This window comes from Streptomyces sp. NPDC043427, assembly GCF_056436655.1.
Genome location: NZ_JBWKCC010000020.1, coordinates 50914 through 71287 on the forward strand (window position 1 = coordinate 50914; position 20374 = coordinate 71287).

The 20374-nt window shown below is 72.4% G+C and carries 13 protein-coding genes and 1 tRNA gene; 4 read left to right on the forward strand and 10 right to left on the reverse strand.

Features of this window, described 5'->3' with window-relative positions; genetic code table 11:
• Positions 1-137: 137 nt before the first annotated feature.
• The 3 genes from AC067M_RS28285 to AC067M_RS28295 form a co-directional block, all read right to left on the reverse strand.
• Positions 138-929 carry a S16 family serine protease gene (locus tag AC067M_RS28285; RefSeq protein ID WP_478699855.1) on the reverse strand — a complete coding sequence of 264 codons (792 nt, stop codon included), beginning with the start codon at positions 927-929 and terminating at the stop codon, positions 138-140.
• 195 nt (positions 930-1124) lie between these two features.
• On the reverse strand, positions 1125-1766 hold the full coding sequence (locus AC067M_RS28290; protein ID WP_478699856.1) for an IclR family transcriptional regulator: 642 nt from the start codon (positions 1764-1766) through the stop codon (positions 1125-1127).
• Positions 1767-2133: 367 nt separating this feature from the next.
• Positions 2134-3927: a DEAD/DEAH box helicase gene (locus AC067M_RS28295; RefSeq protein WP_478699945.1), complete on the reverse strand. Its 1794-nt coding sequence runs from the start codon at positions 3925-3927 to the stop codon at positions 2134-2136.
• Between the two features lie 297 nt (positions 3928-4224).
• Here AC067M_RS28295 and AC067M_RS28300 point away from each other — a divergent pair, with 297 nt between their 5' ends.
• On the forward strand, positions 4225-5514 hold the full coding sequence (locus AC067M_RS28300) for an MFS transporter (RefSeq protein WP_478699857.1): 1290 nt from the start codon (positions 4225-4227) through the stop codon (positions 5512-5514).
• On the opposite strand, the gene AC067M_RS28305 is transcribed toward AC067M_RS28300, so the two are convergent.
• On the reverse strand, positions 5458-6900 hold the full coding sequence (locus AC067M_RS28305; protein ID WP_478699858.1) for an MFS transporter: 1443 nt from the start codon (positions 6898-6900) through the stop codon (positions 5458-5460). The genes AC067M_RS28300 and AC067M_RS28305 overlap by 57 nt on opposite strands.
• Positions 6901-7184: 284 nt before the next feature.
• Here AC067M_RS28305 and AC067M_RS28310 point away from each other — a divergent pair.
• Positions 7185-7256: transfer RNA gene (locus tag AC067M_RS28310), tRNA-Cys, on the forward strand.
• Between the two features lie 386 nt (positions 7257-7642).
• Here AC067M_RS28310 and AC067M_RS28315 read toward each other — a convergent pair.
• Complete coding sequence (locus AC067M_RS28315) at positions 7643-7954, reverse strand: calcium-binding protein (RefSeq protein ID WP_478699859.1); 312 nt, start codon at positions 7952-7954, stop codon at positions 7643-7645.
• A 266-nt stretch (positions 7955-8220) separates the two neighbouring features.
• Between AC067M_RS28315 and AC067M_RS28320 the strand changes: the two genes are divergently transcribed.
• The gene (locus AC067M_RS28320; RefSeq protein WP_478699860.1) at positions 8221-11028 is read left to right on the forward strand and encodes a DEAD/DEAH box helicase; all 2808 of its coding nucleotides are present in this window, start codon (positions 8221-8223) and stop codon (positions 11026-11028) included.
• On the forward strand, positions 11025-12260 hold the full coding sequence (locus tag AC067M_RS28325) for an SWIM zinc finger family protein (protein ID WP_478699861.1): 1236 nt from the start codon (positions 11025-11027) through the stop codon (positions 12258-12260). The genes AC067M_RS28320 and AC067M_RS28325 overlap by 4 nt, the downstream gene beginning before the upstream one ends.
• Before the next feature lie 76 nt (positions 12261-12336).
• On the opposite strand, the gene AC067M_RS28330 is transcribed toward AC067M_RS28325, so the two are convergent.
• The 5 genes from AC067M_RS28330 to AC067M_RS28350 form a co-directional block, all read right to left on the reverse strand.
• On the reverse strand, positions 12337-12828 hold the full coding sequence (locus tag AC067M_RS28330) for a DUF6083 domain-containing protein (RefSeq protein WP_478699862.1): 492 nt from the start codon (positions 12826-12828) through the stop codon (positions 12337-12339).
• A 268-nt stretch (positions 12829-13096) separates the two neighbouring features.
• The gene (locus tag AC067M_RS28335; RefSeq protein ID WP_478699863.1) at positions 13097-14299 is read right to left on the reverse strand and encodes an SUKH-4 family immunity protein; all 1203 of its coding nucleotides are present in this window, start codon (positions 14297-14299) and stop codon (positions 13097-13099) included.
• Between the two features lie 321 nt (positions 14300-14620).
• Positions 14621-16930, reverse strand: coding sequence for a xanthine dehydrogenase family protein molybdopterin-binding subunit (locus AC067M_RS28340; protein WP_478699864.1), 2310 nt, complete (start codon positions 16928-16930; stop codon positions 14621-14623).
• Positions 16927-19374: a 2Fe-2S iron-sulfur cluster-binding protein gene (locus AC067M_RS28345; protein WP_478699865.1), complete on the reverse strand. Its 2448-nt coding sequence runs from the start codon at positions 19372-19374 to the stop codon at positions 16927-16929. Before AC067M_RS28345 ends, AC067M_RS28340 begins: the two co-directional genes overlap by 4 nt.
• On the reverse strand, positions 19371-20264 hold the full coding sequence (locus tag AC067M_RS28350) for an FAD binding domain-containing protein (RefSeq protein WP_478699866.1): 894 nt from the start codon (positions 20262-20264) through the stop codon (positions 19371-19373). The genes AC067M_RS28345 and AC067M_RS28350 overlap by 4 nt, the downstream gene beginning before the upstream one ends.
• Between the last annotated feature and the right edge of the window lie 110 nt (positions 20265-20374).

Sequence of the window (20374 nt, forward strand, 5' to 3'; positions counted from 1 at the left end):
GGCGTGCAATGCATGGCGGGCGGCCGTCCAGTCCTGCACCTGGCCTCCGCAACGCGCCCTGGTGATCAATGCACCTAGGGTCTTTCGTTCGGATCAGGCCGGACCCCGCGAGCCCGGCATGATCCAAACGAGAGGTCCTAGCAGCTCGGTACCGAGCCCTTGCCCTTCTCCAGGGACACGAGGGCGTCGACCGCGCTCTTCAGGGTGGTCACCGGGACCAGGCGCAGGCCCTTCGGCAGGTCGGACCTGGCGTCGGAGCACTCGTCCTTCGGTACGAGGAAGACCGTCGCACCGTCCCTGCGGGCGGCCTGCGTCTTCAGCGCCACGCCCCCCACCGCGCCCACCGTCCCGTCGGCGTCGATCGTCCCCGTACCGGCGATGGTGCGGCCACCGGTGAGGTCGCCGCCGCTGCCGTCGCCGTCGAGCTTGTCGATGATGCCGAGCGTGAACAGCAGTCCGGCGCTGGGGCCGCCGACGTCGGCGAGCTTCAGCGTGACCTTGACGTTCTTGCCGTCGAGGTCGAGGTAGTCGAGCGCGGCCTCGGTCGCGGTGTCCTGCGACTCCTTCATCTGCTCGGTGTTGTGCTGCTCGATCTCCTTGGTGGACTTGCCGCTGGGGTACACCGCGTCGCGCGGCATGATCGCCTGGTCGGTGCGGAACCAGCCGTCGATCACGTCCCCCAGCGAGACGTCCGCATCCGGGGAGGTCGCCTCGATGGTCGTCATCCGCAGCTGACCGGTCGTCTTCCGCGTCGGCGCCCCGGAGATCGTGATCACCGCCTCCCCCTGGTTCGCCCCCAGCACATTCGCCGTCATCCCCGGCTCCGCCACGGAAAACGGCAGCGGCACGAACACAGCCGTGGCGACCAGCCCGACGACGGGCAGGGCACAGACGGCGAGGGCCTGGGGGCGTGTGAGGCGAGAGAGCACGGGTTCAATCTAACGCGGGGTGGAGTTCCGGCCATGCCCCGGTAGGGCTGGTGGGGATGGTGGCCTGCCGGCCCAGCCTGCGGGCACGCGTGCCGCGTGGGGCGGCACGGGTGGGCGCAGGCGGCACCCCGTAAAGCGCCGGGCTGCGCGACCCACCCCCGCCCCCACCAGCCCCGGGCAACAACGCAAGCCGCCTCAGCGCAACGCTTCGGCCACCTCCCGCGCCGCATCCACCACCCGCGGCCCCACCCTCTCCGGCACCGCATCAGCCAACATCACGACCCCCACACTCCCCTCGACGCCACTGACCCCCAGCAACGGCGCCGCAGCCCCACTCGCCCCCGCCTCCAGCTCCCCGTGCGTGAGGGTGTACCCCGGCTCCTCCGACGGCTGCCGTCGCGCAGCGAGAATCGCCCGCCCCGCAGCCCCCCGGTCCAGCGGATGGCGAAATCCCGCCCGATACGCCACGTGGTAGTCCGTCCAGGACGGTTCGACGACCGCGACGGCCAACGCCTCCGCCCCGTCCACCAGCGTGAGATGCGCGGTCGCCCCTATGTCCTCCGCCAGCGAACGCAGCGCCGGCAACGCGGCCTCCCGCACCAGCGGATGCACCTGCCGGCCCAGTCGCAGCACCCCGAGGCCCACCCTGGCACGTCCGCCCAGATCACGCCGTACGAGTGCGTGCTGCTCGAGTGTGGCGAGCAACCGGTACACCACGGTCCGGTTCACGCCCAGTTTGTTGGATAGCTCGGTGACGGTCAGCCCATGGTCCGTGTCGGCCAGCAGCTTGAGGACCCGTAGCCCTCGGTCGAGCGTCTGAGAGGTCTCCGCGGTCACGACGCCCACTCCTCCAAGTGGTGAGGTCGGCAGCCCCCTCGCGAAATGATGCGTCGTCGAGTCCCGTCGGCGACGCGCTTCAGAGGCCGTCGATCGGCCGCGGCCCGGTCCGCCCGGGCCGAGTCGCTTCACGGCTGCGCTCCGCGGCGGCGCTGCCACGGGGCGTGTGCGTAGCGGGACAGTAGCGAAGCAGGTTCGCTGAGCGGAAGGCTCCGTCCAGAATCCGGGCAGTGACCGGGATGGACTACCTGTGTTTGCCCCGATACGTACGGCACATACAGCAAACACACAGCGTGTACGCTCCACCACGCGCCCCCACGACACGCCCCGCGCGCCCGTCACTTCATCCGGGTACGGGCCGGGCCCGTCACTTCATCCGGGTCGCCCACTCCTGCACCTTGGCTATCCGCTGCCGCAGCTGCCCCGCCGTCGCCTCCGCGCTCGGCGGTCCACCGCACACGCGGCGCAGCTCGGTGTGGATCACGCCGTGGGGCTTGCCGCTCTGGTGGACGTACGCGCCGACCATCGTGTTGAGCTGCTTGCGCAGCTCCATCATCTCCTTGTGCGAGACGACCGGCCGCCGCTCGGCCGGCACCTCCAGCAGGTCGGCCTCCGCGTCCGGCTTCTTCTTGCTGTGCGCGATCTGCTTGGCCTGCCGCTTCTGGAGCAGCAGCTGCACCTGGTCGGGTTCGAGGAGGCCGGGAATGCCGAGGTAGTCCTGCTCCTCCTCGCTCCCCGGGTGGGCCTGCATGCCGAACTCGGCGCCGTTGTACATCACCCGGTCGAAGACGGCCTCGGACTCCAGTGCCTCGAAGGCGAACTGCTCCTGCTCACCGGTGTCCTCGTCCTGCTCCCGGTTCGCCTCGTCCATCTCCTTCTCGGACTCGGCGTACGGGTCCTCCTCGCCCTCCTTCTTGGGCTTGTCGAGGACGTGGTCGCGCTCGCGCTCCATCTCGTTGGCGAAGCCGAGCAGGTCGGGCACGGTCGGCAGGAACACCGAGGCGGTCTCGCCGCGCCGCCGGGACCGTACGAAACGGCCGACGGCCTGCGCGAAGAACAGCGGCGTCGAAATGGTCGTGGCGTACACCCCGACCGCGAGGCGGGGCACGTCGACGCCCTCGGACACCATGCGGACGGCGACCATCCAGCGGTCGTTGTTGCCGCTGAACTCGTCGATCCGCTCGGAGGCGCCGGCGTCGTCGGAGAGGACCAGGGTCGCCTTGTTGCCCGTGATCTCCCGGATCAGCTTGGCGTACGCCCGCGCGGAGTCCTGGTCGGAGGCGATGACGAGCGCGCCGGCGTCCGGGATGGCCTTCCTGACCTCGGTGAGCCGCTGGTCGGCCGCGCGCAGCACGCTCGGCATCCACTCGCCGCGCGGATCCAGCGCCGTACGCCAGGCCTGGCTGATCGCGTCCTTGGTCATCGGCTCGCCGAGCCGGGCGGCGATCTCGTCGCCGGCCTTGGTGCGCCAGCGCATGTTGCCGCTGTAGGAGAGGAAGATGACCGGGCGCACGACGTTGTCCGCGAGGGCGGAGCCGTAGCCGTAGGTGTAGTCGGCGGCGGACCGCCGGATGCCGTCGTTGCCCTCCTCGTACGTCACGAAGGGGATGGGGTTGGTGTCGGACCGGAACGGCGTACCGGTGAGGGCGAGGCGGCGCGTGGCGGGCTCGAACGCCTCCAGGCAGGCCTCGCCCCAGGACTTGGAGTCACCGGCGTGGTGGATCTCGTCGAGGATCACCAGGGTCTTGCGCTGTTCGGAGCGGTTGCGGTGCAGCATCGGCCGGACCCCGACGCCCGCGTACGTCACGGCGACACCGTGGTAGTCCTTGCCGAGCGGGCCCGCGCTGTACTCGGGGTCCAGTTTGATGCCTATCCGCGCGGCGGCCTCCGCCCACTGCTTCTTCAGGTGCTCGGTGGGCGCGACGACGGTCACCTGCTGCACGACGTGGTGGTGCAGCAGCCAGGACGCCAGCGTCAGCGCGAAGGTCGTCTTTCCGGCGCCGGGCGTGGCGACGGCGAGGAAGTCACGCGGCTGCTCCTGGATGTACTTCTCCATCGCCCCCTGCTGCCAGGCGCGCAGCTTGCTGGCGGTGCCCCAAGGGGCGCGGCCTGGGAAAGCGGGCGACAGGTGGTGGGAGTGCGAGGTGGAGGAAGCAGACATAGGCGTGGGCCCGGAGGGCCCTCCGTTGAAGGTGGTGGCGGGTGACGGGCGGGCGGTAGTCACGGTCTCCGTACGGGGTCGGGCGGCTCGAGGATGGGGTCGGCTACGTATGACAACCGGGCCACCCTACCGGCGGCGCGGAGGCGTCAACGCGCGAACAACGCCGGGGCCCGGGGAGGTGGGATTCACGTCACAGCGAACCCCGGCCGGGGCTCCAGGCCGGGGCGGCGAAGAGGTCGGCGAAGCTGTCCGAAGATCGCATGGACGAGGCGGAGACGGCCCGCCTAGCGTGCGGGAGTGACGAGAGAACGCAGGTACCGGATCCTGATCGGGGGCTACGCGCTCTCGTCGTACGGCACCTACCTGAACATGGTGGCGCTGAACCTGTACGTCTACGCCGTCACCGAACGGGCCGTGGCCGTCGGCGCGTTCATGGCCGTACGGCTCGCGGCGGGGTTCGTAGCGGGGCTGGTCGTCGGTCCCGTGCTGGCCCGCTGGTCGGCGCGGGGTGTCATGTTCTGGGTGAACGTGGTGCAGGCGGCCGTACTGGTAGTCCTGGTGACGGTGCCCGACGGGCTGCGCACGGCCACGCTGTTCGTCGTATCGGCGGTGGGTGGCGTCACGGGCACGGTGTTCGTGGTGGCGCTGCGCAGCTCGGTGATCCCGGAGATGGTGGCCGAGGAGCGCCGTACCTGGGCCAACTCGCTGATGGTGAGCTGGCGTTCGCTGGCGATGGTGGCGGGGTTCGCCTCGGCCGGTGTGGTGGTGTCGCTGCTCGGGTACACGGCGGCGTTCCTGGTGGACATGGTGACGTTCCTGGTGTGCGCGGTGGCGGTGGCGCAGTTGCCCGTGCCGGAAGCGGCGCCGGGGCGGCCGGAGGCTTTTGGGAACGGGCGCGAGGAGAGTGAACGGCGTCGGGTGCCCCGTGCCGTCGCGGCCCTGGTCGCCGCCCCCGTCCTCGGTCTGATGGTGCTGCTGCGGGCGGTGGACGCGCTGGGGTCGTCCTCCCACAATGCCGCCCTGCCGGTCTACTCGACCGAGTTGGACACCGACAGCCCCGCGGTGTTCGTGAGCGTGTTCTGGTGCGTGTGGGCGGTCGGCAACGTCCTGGTCCAACAGGTGATCCAACGCTGGACGCGCCGCTCGGGCCGGGCCGTCGGCGCGCTGGGCTTCGGCTTCGGCACCATCGCGATGTCCGCCGGGTTCATCCTGGCCTTCGCCGGGCTGCCGTGGGCGGCGACGGTGCTGGTCGGGCTGGTGGCGGGCGCGGCCGACGGTCTGACCGAGGTGTCGTACACCTCCCATCTCCAGACCCTGCCGGACACCCTGCGCACGCACGCCTTCGGCCTGTCGGCCACGGTGGAGAGCCTCGGCTTCGGCGTCGGCATGGTCGCGGTGGGCGCCGCGCTGGAGGCGTACTCGCCGCTGGCGGTCGTCGCGGTCGCGCACGGTGTGGCCATTGCGATCGCGGTGGTGTTCGTGGCGATGGTGCTGCGGGAGCGGACGGGGGCCGGGGTGGAGTCGCTTCGCTCACTGCCTCCGTTCGCGCAGTCGGGTGGTCACCCACGCCCCCAGGAGAGCGACTGACGCCATGGGCAGGAAGACGGCGGCGAAGGCGGCGGGGTGGGAGGTGGCCGAGGCCGCGGTGGCGTTCTGTGTCGCGCCGTGGGTGACGTCACCGCCGCCGAGCGCGGCGAAGGCGGCACCCCCGGCCGCGAGCAGCAGAACGTTGGAGAGTCCGTCGGAAATCTGCAGGGCGGCGGAGTTGGTACCGGCTTCCTCCGGCGCGGAGAGGTGCAGCAGAAGCACACTGGTGGAGGAGATCACCAGCCCCATCCCGAAGCAGCCGAACGCCCACGCCACGGCGACGACCCACACGGGCACGGCGGGGAGCAGCACACTCGGCGCGGTGGCGATGGCCGCCGCCACCAGCACCATCCCCACCGTCATCAACCTCTCCCGGTACGGCTCCACCCGCGACCGTGACTGCACCCACGAAGCCAGCGCCCAGGTCGCCCCGCCCGCCGCGAGCGACAGCCCGGCGAGCGTCGGCGCGAGGCCCCGCTGGGTGACCAGCATCAGCGGTACGAAGGACTCGGCGCCGACGAAGGATCCCGCGGCCACGCCCCTCAACAGCACGACGGACGGCAGACCGCGCGCCGCCCGGTAGGTCCCCCGCGGCAACAGCCCGAGCACGGCCGGCACGAGCAGCGCGGCACCCACGACACCGGGCACGAGCGAGACCCAGCGCAGGTCCTGGGCGGCGTACTGAAGGAGCCCGGCGCCGAGAGAGATCCCGAGCGCGAGCCGGATACGACGCCGGTCGAAACCGCCTGCGGGAAGGCCCGCCACCGGACCGGCCGCCCGCCGCCGGATCTGCGGCAGCGCGAGCGCGAGCGGAAAGACGACAAGGACGGGTATCCCGACGAACACCCACCGCCACCCGAGCTGTTCGGTCACGACACCCGAGACGAGCGGCCCGACGACGGACGGCACGACCCAACTCGCCGCGAACGCGGCCATGATCGCCGGCCGCAGCGCCTGCGGATAGGCCCGGCCCACGACGACGTACAGCGCGACGATCACCAGCCCGCCCCCGAGCCCCTGCACGGCCCGCCCGAGGATGAACAGCCACATCACACCGGCCGTCCCCGACACCACCAACCCCGCCGCGAACGCGGCGATCCCCCCGGTCAACGCCCCCAGCGGCCCCCGCCGATCCGACCACTGCCCGGCCAGCACCATCCCGAACAAGCTCGTCGTGAAATACCCCGAGAACGCGAACCCGTACAACGACACCCCGTCCAGCTCCCGCGCCGCCACGGGCATCGCCGTCCCAACGGCGGTCGCCTCGAAGGCGATGAGCAGAACAACGGAAACGATGCCCACACTGAGGGCGCGATAGGACCGCCCCAACACCCCCTCGTCGGTCTCGCTGTCGTACGTGATCGCGGAGTTGTCGAGGGCGGCCATGCAGCCCAGCGTAAGGTCCGCAGCCGACGTTGCCCCCTGTCGGAAGCCGGACCCCTCCCTGCACCCTTGGTCCTACGACCACCCCGCCCACACCCCTTTCATGAACGGCGTGTGGCAGTCCCATTGCAGGCCCGGCGTGCCCCTTGAGCTCCCTCCTCACCCCGCCCTACGGTCATCTCACCGAGTTCGGACGGGAGCCTCTACTCCCCTACGAACTCGGAGTCCGGCCTTGGCCCAGAGGTTCGGCCCCGCCACGGCCGAGCAGGACCAGCAAGTCAAGACACGGCCGTGTGCCCGAGTGGTTTAGGGGCTCGCCTGCAAAGCGAGTTACGTGGGTTCGATTCCCGCCACGGCCTCTGACTGCCTGACCAGGCAAAGCGACAGGGCGGCACTCCTCCGGGGATGCCGCCCTGTCGGTTGTCCGTCTCAGTTGACGGGAATGAGGGGGCCAACCGCCCCAACCGCGGCCGACCTCGGCCTGTCGTTTGGATCAGGTCGCGTCGACGCGGCCACCTGGCCAGCGTAAGCGGTCTCCTCGGTGATCCTGCCGCCGTGGTGCCGCAAGTCCCCGAAGATCAGCGAGGTGCTGCCGCTGCTCTAGCTCAACGGCCTGTCCTCCGACGAATACTGCGGTATGCGCGCTACATGCTCTCTGTCTGCCGCAGTCGGTCCGGTCAGCGGCAGTCGGGGCGACTGTCCGTTCGAGCAGGGGCTCAGCTGGGCAGTTGTGCGACGGTCCGGTTCAGCGGGCCCAGTAGCGGTACGCCTCGATCCATTGCGAGCCCTCGGGGGCGGGTTCCGGCAGCGGCAGGTCCAGAATTCCGATGTCCTGTCGGACCGACCCCCGGGCGCAGCGCGCGACCACGCGTCCGTCGTCGGTCAGATCGACACCGACCACGCTCACCTCGACGCCGAGAACAGTCGTGGTGAACGGCACGGCAAGGCTCTCCTCGATCATCGTGAAGAAGCCGGTGAGCTGCTCATCCTCGCCGTAGGCGTCGACGGTGGCCTCTTCGATCAACGCCTCCAGCGCGACTGGGTCCCAGGTGCTCATGGCCTCACCGTAGCGCCGCACCGTACGGTTGAGGACCGGTGTGTTCAGCAGCGGCGTATCCGTCGCGGCGCCGTCGCCAGCAGTCAAGCCATGGCTCGCGGTTGCCAGCGTGTGACGTTGCCTGGTGGGGTTCGGTAGTGAGCGCGGCCCAGGGGAGGGTCCGGCAAGCGACAGGGCGGAAGAGAGTGGCACGAGCCGTCGTACGAGAGCCGAGTACGGGCGCGAGGAGCGCACCGCCGCTGGCCCGGCAGGAAACATCCGCCTTCGTGAGGGAGTTGCTCGGAGCCGGCTGGGCGGCGGTGTTCCTGCCCGGTGAGCCCGCCCGCCTTGGGCGGCTGCTGCTGTGGAAGCCGACCGGCGCAGCAGTCGGAGACAGTATGGCGCCCACCGGCCTTGATACCGAGGCGGTGGAGCTGGTCCTGCCGCACGGCCGCTCGGTCAGGCGGCGCAGGGTCGAGGGTTACGCGCTGCCTGTCGCCGTCGCTGTCTCCGCCCTGGCCGATGCGGAGCCGACGCATCCCTCCGGCGCCGCCTGGCAGGCCGCCACTCGCTTCGCGCTGCGGCTGCTTGCCGACGGCCGCCTCCACCCGGCGCTCACCCCCGCCGGTTACGACACCTGGCAGGTGGGTCCCTTTACCGCCGCCCAGCGCCAGACGCTGGACGCCCTGGCCGCCGCCTTCCCGCCACACGCCCACTGCCTGCCCGAGCCTGGCCCTGCTCCGGTACGGATCGCCGAACCGGCCGCGCTGGTACGCCAGTTCTGCGACGCGGTCGCCGATGATCTGGTCCGTACGCCGGCCGCGCCGCTCGCCATGGGAGCGCTGCCGTACGCCTGGCGCGAGGCCCGCGCCGTGCCCGCCTTGCGTGAATGGGCCGAGGAAACCCAGGCGGCGCTCACCGCCGAGGTCGGTGTCTCCCTGCGCGTCGACGTACCCGAAGGACGCCGACGGCAGTTCCGGGCCGTCCTGCAACTGCACACCGCGGCGGACCCGGCGCTCGTCATCGAGGCCGCACGGCTCTGGAGCGAGCCGACCGAAGTGGAGCGGCTGCTCGGCCCACGCGCCGAGACCGAGACCCTTCTCGCCCTGCGCCGAGGCGCCCGCGCCTGGCCCCCGCTGCGGCGGCTGCTCGACGATGCCGCTCCCGATCAGCTCCGGTTGACCGACGACGAGGCCTTCGAACTCCTTGGGGACGCCACGGACGCGCTGCGCGCGGCCGGTGTCGACGTGCACTGGCCGCGCGAACTGGTCAAGGCGCTCATCGCGACCGCGGAGATCGGGCAGCGCACCGCCCCCGGTTCCGCCGCGGGCGGCCTGCTGGACACCGAGGCGCTCCTCGACTTCCGCTGGCAGGTCTCCCTCGGCGGCGAGCCTCTCACCGAGGCCGAGATGGATGCTCTCGCAGAGTCACGCCGTCCCCTCGTCCGGCTTCGCGACCAGTGGGTGGTCGCCGGCCCGAAGCTGGTGGCCCGCGCCAAGCGCCGCCGGATGGAACCGCTCGCCCCCATGGAGGCGTTGAGCGCCGCGCTGACCGGCGAGGCCGAGTGGGACGGTGACCGTGTCCCCTGTGCGGCGGTCGGTGCGCTCGGCGACCTGGTCGCTCGTATCCGCGACCCCGAGTCCCGCACCCCTGTGCCCCGGCCCGCCGCCCTCAAGGCCACGTTGCGCGAGTACCAGAAGCGGGGCCTGGCCTGGCTGGCCGAGATGTGCGCACTCGGCCTCGGCGGCTGTCTCGCCGACGACATGGGCCTGGGCAAGACCATCACCTTGCTCGCTCTGCACCTGCACCGCCAGAGCGACCCCACCACCGCGGGCCCCACCCTTGTCGTCTGCCCGGCCTCCCTGCTCGGCAACTGGCAGCGCGAGGCCGCCAGATTCGCACCGCTCACCCCCGTACGCAGTTACTACGGCGGCGACCGCCACCTCAAGGACCTGGCCGGCGACGAGATCGTCCTGGTCACCTATGGGGTGCTGCGCCGCGACCGCGAAGTGCTTGCCGAGACAGCCTGGTCGCTGGTGGCCGCCGACGAGGCCCAGCACGTCAAGAACCCCTACGCCGTCACCGCCCGCGAACTGCGTGCTCTGCCTGCCCGCGCCCGCGTCGCTCTCACCGGCACCCCCGTGGAGAACAACCTCTCCGAGCTGTGGGCACTGCTCGACTGGACCACCCCCGGGCTCCTCGGCTCACTCACCGCCTTCCGTGACCGGCATGCCCGAGCCATCGAGGCGGGCGAGGATCCCGAGGCAGCCGAGCGCCTGTCCCGTCTCGTACGTCCCTTCCTGTTGCGCCGCAAGAAGTCCGACCCCGGCATCGCGCCCGAACTGCCGCCCAAGACCGAGACCGACCACGTCGTCCCGCTGACGGCCGAGCAGACCAGCCTGTACGAGGCACAGGTCCGCGAGAGCACGGCGAAGATCGCGGAGTCGGAGGGCATCGCCCGACGCGGTCTGGTACTCAAGCTGCTCACCGCGCTGAAGCAGATCTGCAACCACCCCGCCCAGTACTTGAAAGAGCACAGCCTGCGCCAGTCCACTGACCTGCGGGGCCGCTCGGGCAAGCTCGACCTGCTCGACGAACTTCTCGACACCATCACCGCCGAAGGCGAATCCGTGCTGGTCTTCACGCAGTACAAACAGATGGCGGCTCTGCTGGAGAAGCATCTCGCCGAGCGCGGCGTACCCACTCTCTTCCTGCACGGTGCCACCCCCGTCGCGCGGCGCGAGGAGATGGTGGACCGCTTCGAGCGCGGTGAAGTGCCGGTGTTCCTGCTGTCGTTGAAGGCGGCGGGCACCGGACTCAATCTCACCCGCGCCACTCACGTCGTGCACTACGACCGCTGGTGGAACCCGGCCGTCGAGGACCAGGCCACCGACCGCGCCTACCGCATCGGCCAGGACAAACCCGTCCAGGTACACAAGCTCCTCGCGGAGGGCACCGTGGAGGACAAGGTAGCGAAGCTGCTCGAAGCCAAGCGCGCCCTCGCCGACGCCGTCGTCGGCTCCGGCGAGGCAGCCCTGACCGAACTGTCCGACGCCGACCTCGCCGAACTCGTCGCCCTGGGAAGGCAGTCATGAGCCCCGCTGTCCCTGGCCCGCGCCGTGCGCCCGCCCGCGGCAAGCGAGCCTTCGCCGCGACCTGGTGGGGCCAGGCATGGGTGGCCGCCCTGGAGGACTCCACCCTGGACGCCGGACGGCTCTCGCGCGGACGCACCTACGCCCGCAAAGGCATGGTCGGCCCGGTCACCGTCGCTCCCGGCAAGGTCAATGCCGCTGTCCAGGGCAGCCGCCCACGCCCGTACCGCTCCTCAGTCCACCTGCCCGTCCTCACCGACCCTCAGTGGGACACCCTGCTCGACACGATCGCGGCCCGCGCCGGACATCTCGCAGCACTTCTCGACGACGAGATGCCCGCCGAACTCGTAGATGACGCCCGGCACGCAGGCGTCCCACTGCTCCCACTGCCCACCGAGCTCGATCCGGAGTGCTCCTGCCCCGACTGGGGATACCCCTGCAAGCACGCCGCCGCGCTCTGCTACGCCGTCGCCGCCACCATCGACACCGACCCATTCGTGCTCTTCACGCTGCGCGGCCGCAGTCGCGAGGAAGTCTTCGCCCAGCTGCGCCCACTCCGTACGGCAGCGCAGGAGACCGCCGCCCCACCGGCACCGGCCGGCATCCCGGCCGCCGCCGCGTACGCCCACTGGGCCGAAGAGCCCCCCGAACTGCCCGAACTCCCGGAACCCGCCGCCCACACCACGGCACTGCCCGTCGCCCCGCCACCCGGCACCGGCCTGGCCGCCGCGGACCTGGAACGCCTCATGGCCGACGCCACCGCGCGCGCCGCCCGGCTCCTCGCGGGCGACACCGCCGACCTGTACCTGACCCAGCACCAGGACGCCGTCCGCATCGCCGCAAGCAACCCCGGACCCGAGTGGTTCCACCACCTGATCCAGAACACCGGCACCAACCCCACTGCCTTCGCACGCCTCACCCGCGCCTGGCGCCACGGCGGCCCCACGGGCATCACCGTCGCCGAACAGCCCTACGCCCCCGACCCTACGGTGATGAAGGCCACCCGCATCGCCCTGGACGCGGCCCTCGCCGAGATGACCGACTCCCCCACACACCTCAGAACCTGGCGCAACCGCCTCACCCTCCCCCACCACGGCATCCAGCTGCGTCTGGGCCCCGACGCCCGCTGGTACCCCTACCTCCAGGACGACGACGGCGAATGGCGGCCCGCGGCACCAGCCGACAGTGACCCGGTCACCGCGCTCACAGCGGTCTGGTCGCAGAACGGGGAGTAAGGAGGCGATTCCCCGCTGACCAGGAACTACGAGCAGAAGCTGGACACACTCGATGACGGTACCAAGTGGTATGCCTTCAGCCGACGTTCGGCAACGCCCCCGGTGTGCCCTCCGCGTCCGCCTTCCGCTGCGCGCGGCGTGCGTTCTCCGCGCGGACGGCGTCCAGCCACCGCCACAGCCCGATCTCCTCCAGCGTGAGGCCGGGGCAGGCGAGCTGGTGCGGCACACGGCACAGGGCGCCGGGCTGTGGCTCGTTCTCGCGGCTGTTCCACGCGGTGCCGTTGGAGTCGACGTACCAGCGGTGCCAGGCAGGGACCATGTGGGCGGGTACGGGTAAGCCCGGTTCGAGGAGGACATGGGTGTCGTAGTACGTGGCGTGCCGGTCGCCGGTGAGCCCGCAGTGGGGGCAGACCGGTGGGCCCGGCGGTTCGGGGCCGGTGGCGCCCTCCATCGCGGCCTGGGCGCGGTCGGTGTTCTCCCACGGCTGTGGCGCGTCCGGTGGCCGGTGGCGGTGCCCGTCGGGGCCCGGCAACTGGATGATGCTCGACTCCTCGCCTGTGTCCCCCATGAGGTCGAGCGTGCGGCCGGTGTCCGGCGGCGGGTAGGGCGCGAATGGGGCGCAACGGGAGCAGACGGGCGGGGCGCGCTCAACCATGCTGATTGAGCGCCGTCAGTTCCGTCATCACCACGTCCGTGAGCGCCATTCTGTGGAGGCGGCACGTCGACGTTGCGGCGGCTTTCAGGGTGCCGTGTTCAGCGAGTTTGTTGGACGGGTAGCCGCCGTCAGGGCGGTTGGGTTACGCCGTACGAGGTGCGGCCCTCCTGTGCGGACCCGCCTACGCGTACAGCCCCCCGCCCGCCTGGTCCTCGAACACGCCCGGCCAGTAACGCCAGCCGTCGTCCTGCGGGGTCGCGGGGACGGCGTTGCAGGCGATGGGGTCGACCACGGCCAGGGTGCGGGTCATGGTGTCGGCCAGTTGTTCGTAGGCCTCGGTGAGGTCGTGTTCGGCGTCCAGGGTCTGTTCGCGGCAGATGAGCCAGAAGGTGAACGCGAGGGTGGAGATGTCGGCGTTCAGGGGGCGCAGGGTCGCGTCCGGCTCACTCCAGCACAAAACCGCGCCGGTCACCCCGTCGATCACCAGGCTGGTGTCCTCCAGGAGGTGGCCGAGGCGGATCAGGCGGTCCGCGCCGTCGGGGAGGCCCGCATCGGTGAGGTCGGCCTCCGCCGCGTACTCGGCGAGTGTCGGCAGGGGCATGTCCGTGTCCAGGGTGAACCAGATGACCTCCTCCGGCAGGCCCACCTCGCGCAGGAAGCGGCGGGTCGGCTCGTGGGTGAGGGCGGGCGGGAAGTCGACGTCCTCGAAGCGGACGATCGCGCCGGCGCCGAACTCCTCGTCCAGGAGGCGGGGCGGGAGGTCCAGGGCGAGTTCGGAGACGGTGCCACGGCCCGCGACCAGGGCCAGGGGGCGGATCACCGCCGCCATCTTCCAGAAGGGGGCCACATCACCTCCCGTGCCCTCCTCGTACAGAGCCAGCAGCTGGCGTGACGCCTCCGCCACCGCCTGCGGGCCGAAACGACCGGCGTACGCCGCGAACTGGCCGCGCAGGGCCGCCAGTTCGTCGGCCGCCGTGGCGAAGCGGACCAGCTTCTCCAGGGACGGTGCGAAGGGGCGGCGGTCCATCAGGTCGGGACGGTCGTGCAGGAAGTACGTCGTCGAGACCTCGCCCGTCGACCCGTCGAGCAGGACCGACTCCGTCTCCGGGCCCTCGGCGCCCAGCAGGCCCCCGATGACCAGCTGGTCCCGCAGCTCGGGCGACAGACGGCTGTCCGGATCGCCCGTGGAGTCCGCGACCGTGCGCAGGCCGTCGCGGCGCAGCGCCTCGAACGTCAACAGGCCGCCGACGCCCGGGAGTCCGGGGCCCGTCAGCCAGCGGCGCGTCGGCGCGTGGGTGACGTACCCGCGCAGCTCCGTCTCGGTCAGGACGATCATCGCGGTGCCGAAGGTGTCCGCGGTGTCCACGGTGCCGGTCGTGCTCATCGTTCTTCCCCCGCGTGAATGTTCCTCGTCCCCGGGCAGGGCAGGCACCGGCCGTACGCGGTGATCGCAGGCGGGCCTCCCCACTGCCCAGAACACTACGCCGCACCACTGACAACGGCGCGCAGCGCCAACGCCGTACCAAGGCAGCGCCGACCAGGGCCGTATCAGAAGACGTCAGGCGGCCCTCGCGCGTTCCCCGCTCAGCGCATCACGTGAGGTAGACCCCGCCCAGCACCACCGCGATCGCCGCCAGTACGAACACCAGCACCCACATCAGCACCTTGCCGACGCTGGGCGGCGGTTCGTACCGCGGTTCCTCGGTCACTGCGCGGTCACCACCGCGGCCTGTGGCCTTATGGGCAGCCTGTTCACCGGGCGGCCCGTCGCGGCGCGCACGGCGGAGGCGATGGCCGCCGGGGAGGTCACCACCGGGACCGCGCTGGCCGCCTTCGCGCCGAAGGGGGCGACCACGTCACGTTCCTCGACGAGTTTGACGATGTGGATGTCGGGGGCGTCGAGGGCGGTGGGCAGCGCGTAGCCCGTCAGGTCGGGGTGGCGGATCAGGCCTCGGGGGGTGCGGAGGTTCTCCGTGAGGGCGATGCCGACGCCCTGGGTGACGCCCGCCTCGATGCGCGCGGCGAGCTGGGTCGGGTTGAGCACCCGCCCGACATCCTGCGCGATCGCCAGCTCCACCACCCGTACGGAGCCCAGTTCGATGTCGACGTCGACGACCGCGCGGATCGCGCAGAAGGCGAGCCCGACGAAGGCGTCACCCTGCCCTGCGCCGTCCAGCGGCTCGGTGGGGTGCGGGCGGCACTGCGCGGTCGCCCACAGCTCCTTGCCCTCCAGCGCCTCGGTGACGGTGGTGGAGAGGACACCGTCGTACGAGGTGATCTTTCCGTCGGTGATCTGGAGCAGTTCGGTGGACATGCCGAACTTGTGGGCCAGGGGCTGGAGCAGTTGCGTGCGGACCATCTTCGCCGCGCGCTCCACCGCACCGCCCGACACCCACGTGTGGCGGCCGCGGCAGCCCGGGCCCGCGGGCGGCTGGTCGGTGTCCACGGGCGCCACGTGCACCTCGTCGACGCCGAGGGTCTCCTGGACGATCTGCCGGGCCAGGGTGGTGAAACCCTGGCCGGTCTCGACGGCCGCGCACAGCACGGTGGCGACGCCGTCGTGGACCTTCACGGTCGCCGTGGAGACCTCGTCCGCGCCCTCCGCCCCGAGCATGTGCACCATGCCCAGGCCGTAGCCCACGCCCCGGCGTACCGCGCCCGGCTCGCCCGCGCCCTCGGGGCCGCCCGGCAGCAGCCACTCCTCCTCGGGAGTGTCCTTGGGCAGGGCCGGCAGCGGGTAGTCCTGGACGGCCTGCAACAGCTCCGCGACCGGCGCCGGACACGTCACCGTCTGGCCTGTCGGGAGGACGTCACCGGTGGCCAGGGCGTTACGCAGGCGCAGTTCGGCCGGGTCGACGCCGAGCTTCTTCGCGAGCTTGTCCATCTGCGCCTCGTAGGCGGCGCACACCTGCATGGCGCCCTCGCCGCGCACATGGCCGGAGGGCGGGTTGTTGGTGCGCACGACCCAGCCCTCGATGAAGGCGTTCGGGACGACGTACGGGCCACAGGCGAAGGAGACGGCGGCGGCCAGGGCCTCCGACGACGTGTCCGCGTACGGGCCCGCGTCCAGCAGGATCTGTGCCTCGACCTTCACCAGCCTGCCCTCGGCGTCCGCGTGGTGGCGGTAGCGCAGCAGGGTGGGGTGTCTGTGGGAGTGCCCGAGGAAGGACTCCTCGCGGGTCGCGGTGAGCTTGACCGGGCGGCCGGTCTTCAGCGCGAGCAGGCCGAGCGGGAGTTGGAAGCCCTGGTCCTCGCGGTCGCCCGTGGCGCCGGGCACGCCGGTGACGACGATCTTCACGCGTTCGGTGTCGAGGCCGTAGCAGGCAGCGGCGGTGTCGCGGTCGGTGTGCGGGTCGGTGGAGGCCAGATAGAGCTCCACACCGCCGTCGGGGCGGGGCACGGCGAGCCCTGCCTCGGCGCCGATGGGGGCCGGGTCCGCGCGGCCGATGCGGTACAGGCCCTCGACGACGACCTCGCCGGCCGCGTCCGGGTCGCCGTGGCGCAGCGGGATGTGCCGGATCAGGTTGCCCTCGGGGTGCAGGGGCTCGGCCTCGAAGGCCTGCTCCGGGTCGAGCACCGGGTCGAGCACCTCGTACTCGACGATGACGGCCGCGGCGGCCATCCGCGCGGTGTCCGGATGGTCGGCGGCGACGGCCGCGATGGGCTCACCGTGGTGGCGAACGACGTCGGAGGCGAACACCGGACGGTCGGCCGTGCCCCTGCCGTACACCGGGCGGCCGGGGACGTCCTCGTGCGTGACGACGGCCCGTACGCCGGGCATGTCGCGCGCGTGGGAGGTGTCGATGGACACAATGCGCGCGTGCGGGTGCGGTGAGCGCAGCACGGCGGCCCACAGCAGGCCCTCGGCCCACAGGTCGGCCGCGTAGGGGAACGTGCCCTCCGTCTTGGCGCGGGCGTCGGCGGGCGGCAGGGAGGCGCCGAGGCCGTGCGGGATCGGATCGGGGGCAGGTGCTGCCTCCGCGGCGGTGGTCGCGGTGGCGGCTTCGTTGCTCACGCCTGGCCTCCGTCCTGGCCGTACGCCTGGTCATGCGGTCCGGTTGAATCCGTGGGTGCCTGAGGGCTGTTGGGCCCGTTGGCGCTCGGGAACCCCGGGGAGTCGAACGCCGACGGGTGGACGCCGCCGGCGCCCGGGCCCGCCTGGTGCGGAATACGTGCCTCGCCCGTGTCCGTCTCACCGTCGGCCCCGGTGTGCGCCTCGCGTCCGGCGACGACCTCCTTGACGGCCTCCAGGACGCCCCGGTAGCCGGAGCAGCGGCACAGGTTGCCGCACAGGGCCTGGCGGGTCTCCAGCTCGGTCGGCGCCGGGTTGCCCTCCAGCAGGTCGTGCACGGTCATCGCCATGCCGGGCACGCAGAAACCGCACTGCACCGCGCCGCACCGGGCGAGCGCGCGCTGCACGTCGGAGGGCTGACCGTCGACGGCCAGTCCCTCGACCGTGCGCACCTCGCTGCCGGCGGCGGTGACGGAGGGCACCAGGCAGGACGCCACGAGCCGCCCGTCGACCTGCACGTTGCAGGCCCCGCACTCGCCCTGCGAGCAGCCGTCCTTGGCGCCGGCCAGCCCGAGGCGCTCGCGCAGCACGTAGAGCAGCGACTCACCGATCCACGCGTCGGTGACGGGCCGGTCCACGCCGTTGACGCGCAGGACGTACGAGGCGAGCGGGTGCTCCTCCTGGGGAGGCGCGGGGGCGTCGTGCGGGGTGGCGGCGTCCGGGGCGGGGACGGCGGCGGGGGCGGGCTCCGGAGAGGCCTCTGTTCCGTCGCCGGGGGCGGTGTCCGCCACGTCCGACGCGCCCGGCACGTCGTCCGGGGAGGCCGAGGACTCCCCGGGTTCCGGGGATTCCGGGGATTCCGGCGTCGCCCCGGTGTCTTCCGCGGAGGCAGGGGCCGGTTCGAGTCCGGGGGCGGGACGCTCGGGAGGCAGCGGGGGCGAGACCTCGGAGGCCGCTCCGTCCGGGAGGCCTTCGGTCGTGCCGTCCCCGTCGCCGGGTGCCCGCCCGTCGGGGAAGTCCGCGGTTACGGCGGCCTGGGCACCGGAGTCCGAGCCGCCGGAGGCACCCGAGGGCGCGCCCTCTTCGTGTCCGACGGCCGCTCCGTCCGGCGAACCGGGACCCGCGTGGCCCTCGGCACCGAGTGCCGACTCGCCCGGGAAGCCTGAGGGCGCGTCACCCTCGGGCCCGGAAGTCGACCCGTCCGTGGCACCCGGTGTCGCGTCCGCGCCCCCGGAGACGGAGCCGTGCGGGGTACCGGGTTCCGTCGGCCGCGGGGTTCCGGCGTCCGTCTGCTCCGTGGAACCTGCCGGGGCGTCCGGGAAGCCGTCCGTCGGCGCGTCGGAGAACTCGCCCCTCGCCTCGTCCGGGAACCCGGTGGTCGCCCCTTCCGGGGAGCCGGAGGGCGTGTCGTACGCCGAGCCCGGCGCCGTGTCGTACGCCGTCCCGGCGCCGGAAGCCCGCAGCGGCTGCTCCGCGCCGGCCTCGCCGAAGGCGAACTCGCCGCCCTGCCCGAAGGTCGACTCACTCCCCCGCCCGAAGGCGGGCTCGCTCTGCTGCCCGTAGCCCGGCTCCGCTCCGGCCGGCCCGTGGCCTGCGGCAGTGTCCGCCGGGCCGGGCAGCGCGGGAGAGCCGGTGAACGTCTCGTACGCCGCGGCGGTCGAGGACGCCTCGGCGGCCGTGTGGGCCTCGTCGAGCGCCGCGTCGGCCGCGGAGGCATACCGCTCGGCCTCCGCCGCGCCCGCGGCCGGGGAAGGCCCGCCGTGGGCACCTCCGCCGGGCAGGCCCGGTGCGCCGGAGTCGTAGGGCCCCGGCGGCTGCGCGTACGGATCGGCACCCGGTGCCGTCCCACCGCCCCCGGGAGCCGTCTCCTGCGGCCCCCACGGCTGCCCACTCGCGCCGCCCGCCCCGGTCGCCCAGGGCGCGGGTGCGCCGCCCGGCAGCGTGGCCGGGGGCGTGCCGCCCCACTGCTCCAGCAGGACCGAGGTCGAGTACTCGCCCGACTCGTCGGGAAGGTCGCCGCCGGCGACGGGGATGGACCACTGGCCGGTGACGTCGTGGCCGGGACCCGGGGCCGGTTCGGGCCCGTTGGCGTCGCCGAAGTTCCACTGGCCCGTGGTCCCGGGGTTGTACGTGAACCGGTCGCCCGGGCCCGGCTCCTGCGCCGGTACGGCGTTCGGGTCGGGCCACTGGGTGCCGCCGGCCGGGGCTCCCCACGCGCCTGCCGCCGGGTCGGTTCCGTCGTGCGCGGGGGGTGTCGCCGTTATCTGCGGGGGCACGTAACCGTGGCCCGGCGCGGCGAGCGGGCTGTCGCCCGAAAGGAGTGCGTCGATGCCGCCCTCGGGGAGTTTCACGAAGGCGGTGGCGCCGTCGTCGTAGTCGCCCTGGGGCAAGGGGTCCCAGCGGCCGCCGCCCTGGGGCGTGCCCTCTCCGTGCTGGTCGTCGGTCACGACAGCGCCCTCCCCAGTGCTCGTCGGGCCAGCGCGGCGACGGTGCGCCGCAGGTGCAGTACGGCGGGCGGAAGCGGTTGTACGGACCCGTCCTCGGCCGGGACCGGGTCGGGGATGCAGGCCGCGGCGACGTACTCGCCGAAGGCGCTCAGCGCCTCCGGGACGATCGCGCGGTTGTTGTCCCAGTCGATCAGCTGGGCGACCCACTGCTCGGCCTCCAGGGGCCGCAGCGGCATCGGCGCTATGGCGCCCACCGCACATCTCACGCCCCGGCGCGCCGGGTCGAGGACCAGGGCCACGGAGGCCAGCGCGCGGCCCGGGCCGGTGCGGCCGGTCGCCTTCAGGAAGACCTGCGGCGCGTGCAGCAGCGGCACGCGCACATAGCCGATGAGTTCGCCGCCGCGCAGCATCTCCACCCCGGCCAGCAGGTGCGACACCGGGATCTCCCGGCGGGCTCCGCCCGGGCCCGCGATGATCAGTGTCGCTTCCAGAGCGGCCAGCACCGGCAGTGCGTCCCCGGTGGGGGCGGCCGAGGCGATGTTGCCGCCCAGGGTACCGGCGTTGCGGATCTGCGGCGGTCCCGCGGCGCGCGCGGAGGCCGCGAGCGCCGGGATGAGGGCGGCGAAGTCGGGGCGGCCCATGCGCGCGTGCGTGAGGCCGGCGCCGAGCAGGGCGTGGCCGTCCAGGTACTGCCAGCCGCGGATCTCGCTGATCCGCCCGAGACCGACCAGTCCGGTGGGCCTGAGTTGCCCGGAGTTGACGGCGGCCATCAGGTCGGTGCCGCCCGCGACGGGCACCGCGGCGGGCATGGCGGTGAGCGCCGCCACTGCCTCGTCCAGCGTCGTGGGCAGCGTGACGGCCTGCGCCGCCTGCGGTGCGTGCGTGCTCAAAACCGGCTGCCCCTTCCCGCTGCCCCACCTGGTCCCACCTGTGTTGCCGTACGGTACGTGCTGACAGGGCGGACGTGGCAACTCTGGCACATCTTCGCAACACCCGAGGA

Excerpts from the sequence above, each read along its gene's own strand:
- AC067M_RS28295 (WP_478699945.1), bottom strand. The coding sequence starts at position 3,927 with ATGTCTGCTTCCTCCACCTCGCACTCCCACCACCTGTCGCCCGCTTTC.
- AC067M_RS28305 (WP_478699858.1), bottom strand. The coding sequence starts at position 6,900 with ATGGCCGCCCTCGACAACTCCGCGATCACGTACGACAGCGAGACCGAC.
- AC067M_RS28315 (WP_478699859.1), bottom strand. The coding sequence starts at position 7,954 with ATGAGCACCTGGGACCCAGTCGCGCTGGAGGCGTTGATCGAAGAGGCC.
- AC067M_RS28325 (WP_478699861.1), top strand. The coding sequence starts at position 11,025 with ATGAGCCCCGCTGTCCCTGGCCCGCGCCGTGCGCCCGCCCGCGGCAAG.
- AC067M_RS28330 (WP_478699862.1), bottom strand. The coding sequence starts at position 12,828 with ATGGGGGACACAGGCGAGGAGTCGAGCATCATCCAGTTGCCGGGCCCC.
- AC067M_RS28335 (WP_478699863.1), bottom strand. The coding sequence starts at position 14,299 with ATGAGCACGACCGGCACCGTGGACACCGCGGACACCTTCGGCACCGCG.